Here is a 7,341-nt window from a genome sequence, read left to right as displayed (position 1 = left end):
CTTATCGCACAGGCTATCAGCAATCGAGGCGGTAGTATCCAGCAGAATGGTACAAATGATATGAAACTTACCTCACAAGGCAGCTTGGATAATACAAGCGGTACGCTTCTTACCAACGGGCAGTTGTATTTAAATACAGGAAATCTTAGCAATCAAAACGGACTTATTGCTGCACAAAACCAAGCAGGTGTTACGAGCCAGGGAACCGTCGATAATACGAACGGTAGATTGTATGCAGGTAGTCTGAGTGTAGTTGCTTCAGGGGATGTGCTTAATAGTAATGGTAAAATGCAAGCTGGTAATGGAGCTGTTATTAGTGGGCAAAATATCAATAATGCGAACGGAAGTATCACCCATACTGGTACGACGGGCACGTTAAGTATTACTGCGAATCAGCACCTAAACAACCAAGCGGGTTTACTTGGTAGCAATGGAAATCTCGCCATTACTGCGGGAAGTGTGGATAATGCCAATAACCATATGGTTGCGCAAAATAACTTGACCATGGCGGTACACAGCGATTTTACGAATCAAGGAAATTTAGAAGCGAATGGTATTCTTTCGCTTAGTGCTCCTAATTTGAGTAATACCGCCAGCGGCACCATCAATGCGGGGCAGGCCAATCTAATTGTTGGCGGAGACATTACCAATGATGGACGGATTGAGGGCAATCAGATAACGACCGCAAGCCAGAACTTGACGAACCATGCCACCATTATAGGCAATACGGTTACGCTGAGTGCTGGGAATATAACGAATCAAGGAGCAAGTGCGATTATTGGTGGCACAGACACGATCAATTTTTGGACGAGCAATCATTTAATTAACCAAGATGGTGCAAACATACTGAGCTTAGGGAATGTTAATATCGCAGCCAATAATCAGCAGGCTGGTAATGGGTTATTTGTCAACCGTACACAGTTAGTGACCAATAAAGCAGCAACGATTGAAGCGGATGGCAATCTCAATTTGGCAGCGGAGAACGTGGAGAATCTTGCTGGTGGTGATCCAGTACTGGGAACGACAACGAGTGAAACGAGTAAAGTACTAACGATGGCTCCACATGTGATATATACAAGTCTGAAGGAAAATCTTCCGAAGCGGCGTCGTGGTCCAAAACAATTTGGTGGACCTGGTCAGTGGGGAAACCGTAACAATGGATACTATTTAAAACTTTCTATTACGGTACCACAAAGCAATGTTATTTCTTATGATGCTAGTCAGAAAAAATTAATTTATAATGATATTACTAGTACTTATCAGGGAAATTCTAACCGCGGTGAAGACATAGGCAGTGTTTCGGTTCCAACTTGGACAGGTAAAGAAGCAGGAAAAACGACAGCATATTGCCAAAGCATACAAACGAATGCAAATGGTGATTATGTAATTTCCTTCTATCCGGGATATGACCCAAACACACAGTTGTCTCCAGAAAGTACACGAACTATGGATACATATCATTCAAAAGGCAGTCCAGAGGAGAAGCGAACGACTAATACTACAATCGAAACGGAACATATCATTAGTTCGCCGACACTTGGTCAAATTCGTGTAGGACAAAATATGGGGGTTAATGTAGGCGGGCAGTTTACGAACCAGTATAGCCAAGTTGCTGTTGGCAATGGCATTATAGGGAACATTGGCACGTTACTAAATCAAGGCTATCGCTTGAAACAAACAGCAACTTCTACCGATCAATCATTTTTTCATGACTGGTTTGTAACAGGAGGAGGGCTTAAGGGACCACGTCTTAAAGATTCCAGTGGTACAAAGACTTTCGGTCCTTACACCGCAACTAACTACATTGATGGAGGGATTCCAGCAACTTTTACTGCTAAAACAATTTCAGTAACAGGCAATAATGTGAGTAATATTGAGCAACGAGACGGTACGACAGGATCGCAAATTGGCTCGACAATCACTCCACCATCGATCGGTGGTGTAGCGGTTTCCGGTAGCGCCCAACCAACGGTTGCAGGGAAAACAGCACTAAATGCTAGTGCCGGAGAGCTTGGAACTGCAGCGCAAACAATAATTCAGAGTGGAACTAACCCTGTAACACAAGGTGGGACTGCGATTTCGGGTACAACGTTTGCAGGGACAACACCAAGTGCGAGTATTACAGCAGGGCAGCTAAACACTCCTGCCTTGATAGCGGTGCAAAGTGGAACCGTTCCTGCAGCACAAGGCGGGACTGCGATTTCGGGTACAACGTTTGCAGGGACAGCACCAAGTACGAGTATTACATCAGGGCAGCTAAGCACTCCTGTCTTGACAGCGGTGCAAAGTGGAACGGCTCCAGCAGCTGCAAATGGAAGCGTAGCTGCGACTGTATCAAAAGGTGATGGAGCGGTTTCGTTTACCATCCCACAAAGTGGTTTATATAAAATGGATTCAAAACCTACAGCTAAGTATGTGGTGGAAACGGATTCGCGCTTTGCCAACTACAAGAGCTTCATATCCAGTGACTATATGTTGCAGCGACTCAATTATGATCCAGCTATGACACAAAAACGTTTAGGCGATGCTTTTTATGAACAAAAGCTGGTAAATGATCAAATTACACAAATGACCGGGAGAAGATATTTATCCGGCTTTGATAACAGTGATGCAGAATATAAAGCTTTAATGGACAGTGGCGTAGCACAGGCAAAATCGATGAACTTAGTTACAGGAATGGAATTGACAGCAGCTCAGGCTGCCAATTTGACACAAGACTTGGTGTGGATGGTAGAACGCGAAGTTACGCTGGCTGATGGAACAAAAGAAAAAGTTTTGGTACCACAGATCTATCTCTGTAAAGCCAGTACGGTAGATCTTAAATCCTCTGGTGCGCTCATCGCAGCAGATACGGTGGATTTCAAGCTTTCAGGCAACCTAACCAATAGTGGTACCATTACAGGCGGTGTTCTAACCAGCATTCAGGCCAATAATCTATTGAATCAAAATGGCGGAAAAATCGGTGGCACAGGTACAACCAGCCTTGTGGCAGTCAATGATATTTTGAACCAAAGTGGTACGATTACGGGAGGTCAAGTATTCGTAGCTGCCGGACGGGATATCAGAAATGAAACAACAAGTAGTGCAGTGACCGCCAGTACGAGTGCCAGTGGACATAGCTGGACAGGCAGCAATACGGTAATCGGGGCGAAAGCAACGATTGAGTCCCAAGGTGATTTGACGCTTCTTGCCGGCAGAGATATTTCACTGCAAGGCGGAGCTATTACTGCAGTAGGCAATGCAGCGATTAATGCAGGACATGATTTTATCGTAGGAACCGTTGTTTCTCAAAACAAAGGAGCCGATAAATCTTCGAATCAAGCTTTCTCTTATACCGATATCCAAAACGTCACGAGTACTTTGAGCGGGAACAATGTAGCAGTCGCAAGTCAGGGCGATATCCGCTTGAGCGGCGTAAAGGTAAATGCACTTAGTGGCTTATCGGTTGCTGCGCAGGGTAACCTTGTGGTGAATGCCGTGAAGGATATTCACACAGAAAATGAGACTTACAATGAACGTGGGGACCATTACAATGCACATAGTATCGACGAGACAGTAGTCGGCAGCAATCTCCAGGCAGGTAAGAATGCAACCGTTGCCGCTTTAAACAGTGCGGCGGATAAAGGAAATATTAGTATTACAGGCAGTAGTGTGACAAGCCAAAACGGCGTGATAACCATTGCCGCTGCTAAAACGGTAGATATCCAAAATGACATGGAGAAACATGAATCGTTAAAAGAACTTCATAGCAGTGGTCATGGATTTTTCTCAAGTACGTCAGATTCACGAGACTATTCACTGCTGAACCAAGTAAAGGGCAGCACCGTATCCGGCGATCAGGTCAATATCCAAAGTGGTAAAGATATTACGGTTCATGGCAGTAATGTAGTGGGTACGAATGACGTCAACTTGGCAGCGCAGGGCAATATCAATATTACAAGCGCCCAACAGACAGGTAAGGAAGATCACTATTACCACGAAACAAGTTCGGGTATATTTAGTGGTGGTGTAGGCTTTACGATTGGGAAAAGGTCGATAACAACGACCGATGCACAGCAAAACATCACACAAGTTGGCAGTACAGTAGGTTCGATGAATGGTAATGTGAATATTGCTGCTGGAAACGATGTGAAAGTAATCGCTTCAGATATTATTAGTGGCAAAGACACCAATATACTAGGTAAGAATGTAACAATCGAATCAGCAAATAATAGTAATCAAGAACAACAAACCTATAAATTTTCGCAAAGTGGTATAAGCGTTTCTGTTGGCAATCAAACACTTAACAACATAAATAGCGTATACCAACCATTAACGCGCAGCACTCAAGTGGAAGACAGCCGCCTAAAAGCGCTGTATGGCTACAAAGCGGCAACTGCAGCCAATAACGTTTTGAAGGGGAAAACCCCGGACGGAACGAAAGCTGCTTCAAAAGATAATAGCTTGAAGGTTAGTGTAAGTATTGGGACATCAAAACAGCAAAGCGAAACAGACGCTGCGCAAGTAAGTGTTCAGCAAAGTACAATAACCGCTGGCGGCAATGTCAATGTTATCGCTGCAGGAACAGGGAAAAAAGACGCTGCAGGTAAAGCGGTAGATGGTGATATAACGATTGTCGGTTCCAATGTGAAGGGCCAAGATATTTCACTAACAGCTGCCAGCGATGTCAATCTGAAATCCGCAGAGAATACGACAAATACGAAAACAACCAATAGCAGCAGTTCAGCTGGTGTTGGTGTGGAAATGAGTGCAAAGAGTGCACCAGGATTCTTTGCCAGCGGTTCAAAAGCCAACACAGACGGCAATGGTAACACGATCACACAGACCGATACGTCTGTTACCGCGGCAAATACGCTGACCGTAAAAGCAGGGCAAGACATAAATCTAGTCGGTGCACAAGCAAAAGGTGAAACGGTAAAGGTCGAAGCAGGCCGGAATCTAAACCTTGAAAGCCAGCAGGCTGTAGACAACTATAAAGAAACCAGCAGTTCTTATGGTGGAACCATTACGGTCGGTGCAGGTGCGGGAATTACCGGCTCTGCTAGCAAAGGTAAGATTAATTCGAATTATCAAAGCGTTACACAGCAAACAGAAATCCATGCAGGACAAGGCGGCTTTAACATCGAAGTAGGAAAAAATACCGACCTGAAAGGTGCGGTCATTTCCAGTGATGCAACGCCGGACAAGAACAAACTTAGTACAGATACGTTGAGTTATTCGGATATTAAGAATAAAGCGGACTATAGTGCAAGTAGTATCGGAGTTAATTATGCAACTGGTAAAGATGTTGCTAAAAAAGACCAAGGATTAACGCCAAATATAGGTGTTCCTGCAAAAGGTGATGCTAGTAGTACTACGAAATCGGCTATTGCAAACGGAACAGTAGAAGTAAGACGTAATCCAAATCAAGATTTAAGTGGATTAAGTAGAGATACAAAAAAAGCACTGAATGAATTAGGAAAAATATTTGACAAGAAAACCGTTCAAGAACGACAAGAACTAACAAAGATATTTGGAGAAGTAGCTTATAACTTAGTTGGTGAATTATCGGCTAAAAAACAGGTTGAAGGAACCGTTGCTAAAGAATTAGCAGATACCTATGAGAAGAAAGCACAGGAAGCTCTTAAAAATGGTGACACGACAAATGCAGAACTAAATGAACATATTGCAAAACAATATAGGGCTAAAGTGCAAGACCTTGCATCGTGGCAAGAAGGTGGAAGTAATAAAATTGCCCTTCACGCATTAGTGGGCGGAATGATGTCCGCTTTAGGAGAAAGTGGATTCGCATCAGGAGCAGTTGGAGCGGGGGTAAATGAAGCTTTACAAAATGAATTATCTAAGATAAAAGATCCAGATGCTCATCAATGGGCAAGTGCTCTTATTGGGGCTGCTGCTGCTAGCGTAGTAAATGGAAGTGTACAAGCTGGAGCAAGTACTGCTGCTAGTGGAACAAAGAACAATATTCTTGGTGAGGAATATATCAATGAAATGGTTGATTGGATTATAAACAAGTGTAAACCTGGGATAAAAGACAATATAAATAATCTAATTGAAGAAGGTTTGCTATCATCACCAAATGAAATGACGCATGATTATCGTATTATTATGAATGGAGCATCGTTGCCAATCAAATTTGTAGGAGGCGCTTGTGGCTATATATTGGATAGAAAAGGAAATGTTTATGGATTGATTGAAGCTGATGGAGGGTTTGCTTTATCCACGCCAGTGCAGGTTACAGATGGATTTGGTGATTTTAATGCACCTAAAGAAAATAGGGAAGATTATCAAAGTGCAATAGAAGGATGGTCTTTGGGTGGAGGCGGCGCAGCTGGACTTCAGGTAACTGCTTCGGTATCGACTTCTGGAGTCGTATCATCAGAAGTTACAGGAACTACCGCGATTGGTACAACTTTATTCGCTGGTCGTTATGTAAAATATTTGTTCAATTTAAATGATGATTAGGAGTAATATAATGAAGATATTTCGTAAGTTTCAAATTATGTTTACTATATTTCTTATAATTGGTTTCAGTATTCCACTATTTTCTTTTTTAGGAGAATATATTGCTAATCCTTCGATTTATCAGGATAGAAAAGAAAATATGAAAATTGAATATGAAAATGTAGAACTTCCGAAGACTGCAAAGGAAATAGACAAGAAAACATATAGTAAAATTACTCAAATATGGATCAGTGCCCAATATGAAGTTGATATGAAAAAAGAACAAATAGAAAAATACTATCAAGAAGAATTATCTAAACACGGATGGATGTATGAAAAAACAACAAAAGATGGTGAGATGAATTTCAAAAAAAATGATTTACTATTTATAGTAGTACCAAAAGATAACAAAGTTAGCACAGGGATATATTATCGTGGAGATGGACCTAATTTTTGAGTTAATACAAGAGCGTTTAAAGAATATAAAAATCCACTTTCTCCAATATATAATAAAGTTTTTGTTTAGATTATTTCTGTGACAAATGAAGGCTATGGCTGTTTCGTATGAGCCAAACAACAGCGAGATCAACGGCTATCAAGAACATAGTGTTGCTCTCGCTGTTGTTTTATTTAACTGTTCGAAATAAACCACCGGCTTAGCCGGCGGAATCGACGGTTTTGACTTTAGTCGAAAAAAAATCCCTGTTACAATAAATGCAGGTCTAGCCAACCGCATAAAAAATAACAGGGAGGTCTTTATCGTGCAAGATAAAGATATACAAAGTTTAGAACATACTAAGTGGAGATGTCAATATCATATTGTTTTTGCGCCTAAATATCGTCGAATGGAAATTTATGGAGAACTTAAAAAAGATATTGGTTGGATATTAAGAAAGT

At 41.8% G+C, this 7,341-nt stretch carries 3 protein-coding genes; all 3 read left to right on the top strand.

The window, feature by feature from the left end; genetic code table 11:
* The first annotated feature begins 60 nt into the window (after positions 1–60).
* Positions 61–6,465 (top strand): hemagglutinin repeat-containing protein, encoded by a 6,405-nt coding sequence (locus F606_RS0119785; RefSeq protein ID WP_154651229.1) that lies wholly within the window; start codon positions 61–63, stop codon positions 6,463–6,465.
* Positions 6,466–6,475: 10 nt separating this feature from the next.
* On the top strand, positions 6,476–6,901 hold the full coding sequence (locus tag F606_RS0119780; RefSeq protein WP_019555615.1) for a hypothetical protein: 426 nt from the start codon (positions 6,476–6,478) through the stop codon (positions 6,899–6,901).
* A gap of 304 nt (positions 6,902–7,205) precedes the next feature.
* Positions 7,206–7,341 (top strand): transposase (locus tag F606_RS21805; RefSeq protein ID WP_019555614.1); only part of this gene is annotated, 136 nt, incomplete at its 3' end.

Origin of the sequence: Propionispira raffinosivorans DSM 20765, assembly GCF_000381065.1 — a bacterium.
Taxonomy (GTDB): domain Bacteria; phylum Bacillota; class Negativicutes; order Selenomonadales; family Selenomonadaceae; genus Propionispira; species Propionispira raffinosivorans.
Note: the sequence above shows the minus strand (reverse complement) of the source record. Positions and strands in the feature narration are given on the sequence as shown.